This window comes from Pseudomonas sp. NPDC089554 (genome assembly GCF_050280645.1).
Lineage (GTDB): Bacteria > Pseudomonadota > Gammaproteobacteria > Pseudomonadales > Pseudomonadaceae > Aquipseudomonas.
On record NZ_JBNNVR010000157.1, the window covers coordinates 1 to 5,145 of the forward strand.

1 protein-coding gene and 1 pseudogene are annotated in these 5,145 nt (G+C 60.2%); both read right to left on the reverse strand.

Annotation, left to right across the window (positions count from 1 at the left end):
• Positions 1–3,523: DNA-directed RNA polymerase subunit beta' (rpoC, locus tag ACQKPE_RS25695; RefSeq protein WP_427669496.1), on the reverse strand; the 3,523-nt coding region annotated here is incomplete at its 3' end.
• Positions 3,524–3,587: 64 nt separating this feature from the next.
• Positions 3,588–5,145 (reverse strand): annotated as a pseudogene (gene rpoB / locus ACQKPE_RS25700) (DNA-directed RNA polymerase subunit beta); the annotation flags it as partial.

Consider the following 5,145-nt stretch of genomic DNA (forward strand, 5'->3'; position numbering starts at 1 on the left):
GACGGCGCTTGCCCTTGGTCTCTTTACCGAACGCGATGGTACCGCTGACTTCTGCCAGGATCGACGCTTCTTTCGGGCGACGAGCTTCGAACAGGTCGGCAACACGCGGCAGACCACCGGTGATGTCGCGGGTCTTCGAAGTTTCCTGCGGGATACGCGCGATAACGTCACCGACGCCGATCTGCGCACCGTCCGCCACACCGACGAGGGCGTTGGCAGGCAGGAAGTACTGGGCAGGTACGTCAGTACCCGGCAGCATCAGGTCCTTGCCGTTGGCATCGACCATCTTGATCGCTGGACGGATTTCCTTACCAGCGGCCGGACGATCTTTAACGTCCATCACCTCAATGTTGGTCAGGCCGGTCAGTTCGTCGGTCTGGCGCTTGATGGTGATGTTTTCTTCCATGCCCACGAAGGTCACGGTACCTTTCAGCTCGGTCACGATCGGGTGGGTGTGCGGGTCCCACTTGGCGACGATGGCGCCAGCTTCGACCTTCTCACCTTCCTTGACCGAAATGACCGCACCGTAAGGCAGCTTGTAACGCTCACGCTCACGACCGAATTCGTCGGCGATGGCCAACTCACCGGAACGCGATACGGCAACCAGGTTGCCATCGGCACGTTGAACCTGCTTCAGGTTGTGCAGACGAACCATACCGCCGTTCTTCACCTGGACGCTGTCGGCAGCCGAGGTACGGCTTGCAGCACCACCGATGTGGAAGGTACGCATGGTCAGCTGGGTACCCGGCTCACCGATGGACTGGGCCGCAATAACGCCGACCGCTTCACCGATGTTCACCTGGTGACCGCGAGCCAGGTCGCGACCGTAGCACTTGGCGCAGATACCGTAGCGGGTTTCGCAGCTGATCGGCGAACGCACGACCACTTCGTCGATGCTGTTCAGCTCGATGAACTCGACCCACTGCTCGTCGACCAAAGTACCGGCCGGAACGATGACATCGTCGGTGCCTGGCTTGAATACGTCACGGGCAATAACACGGCCCAGTACGCGCTCACCCAGAGGCTCGACCACGTCGCCGCCTTCGATGTGCGGGGTCATGAACAGACCCTGGTCGGTGCCGCAGTCGATCTCGGTCACAACCAGATCCTGCGCAACGTCCACCAGACGACGAGTCAGGTAACCGGAGTTCGCAGTCTTCAGTGCGGTATCCGCCAGACCCTTACGAGCACCGTGGGTCGAGATGAAGTACTGAAGTACGCTCAGACCTTCACGGAAGTTCGCGGTGATCGGCGTCTCGATGATCGAGCCGTCCGGCTTGGCCATCAGGCCACGCATACCTGCCAGCTGACGGATCTGGGCTGCGGAACCCCGCGCACCGGAGTCAGCCATCATGTACATGGAGTTGAAGGACTCCTGATCGACTTCCTTGCCCTCGCGGTCGATGACCTTCTCTTTCGAGAGGTTGGCCATCATCGCCTTGGACACTTCGTCGTTCGCCTTAGACCACAAGTCGATGACCTTGTTGTACTTCTCGCCCTGGGTTACCAGGCCGGAAGCGTACTGGCTCTCGATTTCCTTCACTTCGTCGGTAGCGGTACCGATGATGCGGGCTTTCTCATCCGGGATAACGAAGTCGTTAACACCGATGGAAACACCGGAAATGGTCGAGTAAGCGAAACCGGTGTACATCAGCTGGTCAGCGAAGATGACGGTTTCCTTCAGCCCCACCACGCGATAGCACTGGTTGATCAGCTTGGAGATGGCCTTCTTCTTCATCGACTGGTTGACGACGTCGAACGGCAGGCCCGCAGGCACTACCTGGAACAGCAGCGCACGGCCGACGGTAGTGTCGACGATACGGGTGTTCTTGGTGATGCTGCCGTCACGGTCTTTCACGGTTTCGTTGATACGAACCTTGATTTTCGCGTGCAGTGCAGCCTCGCCGGCGCGGAAGACGCGGTCGACTTCCTGCAGGTCGGCGAATACGCGACCTTCGCCCTTGGCGTTGATGGCTTCGCGGGTCATGTAGTACAGACCCAGAACCACGTCCTGGGACGGCACGATGATCGGCTCACCGTTGGCAGGCGACAGGATGTTGTTGGTCGACATCATCAGCGCGCGCGCTTCGAGCTGGGCTTCCAGGGTCAGCGGCACGTGAACGGCCATCTGGTCACCGTCGAAGTCGGCGTTGTACGCGGCACAGACCAGCGGGTGCAGCTGGATAGCCTTGCCTTCGATCAGCACAGGCTCGAACGCCTGGATACCCAGACGGTGCAGGGTCGGCGCACGGTTCAGCAGCACGGGGTGTTCGCGGATGACTTCTGCGAGAACGTCCCAAACCTCTGGCAGCTCGCGCTCGACCATCTTCTTGGCGGCCTTGATGGTGGTCGCCAGACCACGCATTTCCAGCTTGCCGAAAATGAACGGCTTGAACAGCTCCAGGGCCATCTTCTTCGGCAGACCGCACTGGTGCAGACGCAGGGTCGGGCCTACGGTAATTACCGAACGGCCGGAGTAGTCCACACGCTTACCGAGCAGGTTCTGACGGAAGCGACCTTGCTTACCTTTGATCATGTCGGCCAGGGACTTCAGCGGACGCTTGTTCGAGCCGGTGATGGCGCGACCGCGACGGCCGTTGTCCAGCAGGGCGTCGACCGCTTCCTGCAACATACGCTTTTCGTTGCGCACGATGATGTCCGGCGCCGACAGATCCAGCAGGCGCTTCAGACGGTTGTTACGGTTGATCACCCGACGATACAGGTCGTTCAGGTCGGAGGTCGCGAAGCGACCGCCATCCAGCGGCACCAGTGGACGCAGGTCCGGCGGCAGCACTGGCAGGACGGTCAGGACCATCCACTCAGGCAGGTTGCCCGAGCCCTGGAAAGCTTCCATCAGCTTCAGGCGCTTGGACAGCTTCTTGATCTTGGTTTCCGAGTTGGTCTGCGGAATCTCTTCGCGCAGGCGGCCAATCTCGTGCTCCAGGTCGATAGCGTGCAGCAGCTCGCGGACAGCCTCGGCACCCATGCGAGCGTCGAAGTCGTCACCGAACTCTTCCAGCGCTTCGAAGTACTGCTCGTCGTTCAGCAGCTGGCCCTTTTCCAGGGTGGTCATGCCCGGGTCGATAACGACATAGCTCTCGAAGTAGAGCACGCGCTCGATGTCACGCAGGGTCATGTCCATCAGCAGGCCGATACGGGACGGCAGCGACTTCAGGAACCAGATGTGGGCAACCGGCGAGGCCAGTTCGATGTGCGCCATGCGCTCACGACGAACCTTGGCCAGGGCAACTTCAACGCCGCACTTCTCGCAGATCACGCCGCGGTGCTTGAGGCGCTTGTACTTGCCGCACAGGCACTCGTAGTCCTTGACTGGGCCAAAGATCTTGGCGCAGAACAGGCCGTCACGCTCAGGCTTGAACGTACGGTAGTTGATGGTTTCCGGCTTCTTAACTTCACCGAACGACCACGAACGGATCATCTCAGGCGACGCCAGACCGATGCGGATGGCGTCGAACTCTTCGACTTGACCCTGGTTTTTCAGCAAATTCAGTAGGTCTTTCAAGGCCTTTCCTCCTGGCGGAGCAGGGAGGGGACGATTACCGCCCCACTCCCCTTCGCGTCACGTGTTATTCGGTTTCCAGATCGATATCGATACCGAGAGAACGGATCTCTTTGATCAACACGTTGAAGGACTCGGGCATGCCCGGCTCCATACGGTGATCGCCATCCACGATGTTCTTGTACATCTTGGTACGGCCGTTCACGTCGTCCGACTTCACTGTGAGCATTTCTTGCAGGGTGTATGCCGCGCCGTATGCTTCCAGCGCCCACACTTCCATCTCCCCGAAACGCTGACCACCGAACTGCGCCTTACCACCCAGCGGCTGCTGGGTAACCAGGCTGTAGGAACCAGTGGAACGCGCGTGCATCTTGTCGTCCACCAAGTGGTTCAGTTTGAGCATGTACATGTAACCCACGGTCACAGGACGCTCGAACTTGTTGCCGGTGCGACCGTCGAACAGCACCATCTGGCCGCTCTCTGGCATGTCGGCCAGTTTCAGCATGGCCTTGATCTCACGCTCCTTGGCACCGTCGAAGACCGGGGTAGCCATTGGCACGCCTTTCTTCAGGTTGTTCGCCAGGGCGAGGATCTCTTCGTCGCTGAACGACTCCAGGTTTTCCTGGCGACCGCCGATTTCGTTGTAGATCTCGGTCAGGAAGGTACGCAGTTCTGCGGCCTTGCGCTGCTCTTCGATCATGCGATCGATCTTCTCGCCCAGGCCTTTGGCCGCGAGGCCCAGGTGGGTTTCGAGGATCTGACCAACGTTCATACGCGAAGGTACGCCCAGCGGGTTCAGTACGACGTCGACCGGAGTACCGTTGGCGTCGTGCGGCATGTCTTCGACCGGCATGATCACCGAGACCACACCCTTGTTACCGTGACGACCGGCCATCTTGTCGCCCGGTTGGATGCGACGACGGATTGCCAGGTAGACCTTGACGATCTTCAGCACGCCCGGTGCCAGGTCATCACCCTGCTGCAGCTTGCGCTTCTTGTCTTCGAACTTGTCGTCCAGCAGACGGCGGCGATCGACGATGTACTGCTGAGCCTTTTCCAGCTGCTCGTTCAGTGCATCTTCGGCCATGCGCAGTTTGAACCACTGGCCGTGCTCCAGACCGTCCAGTACTTCGTCGCTGACCACGGTGCCTTTCTTCAGGCCCGCACCACCGTCGACCACCTGGCCGTTCAGGGCGGAACGCAGACGCTCGAAGGTTGCGCCTTCGACGATGCGGAACTCTTCGTTCAGGTCCTTGCGGATCTCGTCCAGCTGCATCTTCTCGATGGCCAGGGCGCGGCTGTCGCGCTCGACACCATCACGGGTGAAGACCTGTACGTCGATGACGGTACCCTTGGTGCCGGTCGGCACGCGCAGGGAAGTGTCCTTAACGTCGCTGGCCTTCTCACCGAAGATCGCGCGCAGCAGTTTTTCTTCCGGAGTCAGTTGGGTCTCGCCTTTCGGGGTGACCTTGCCGACCAGGATGTCGCCAGCGCCAACTTCGGCACCTACGTAGACGATACCGGCTTCGTCCAGCTTGTTCAGTGCGGCTGCGAAGCCGGCGAGCGGGTCAGGCGCTTGGGTGGTGGGGCGGCAGGTTGTTCCTCGACCTGTCGTACGCGCTGCT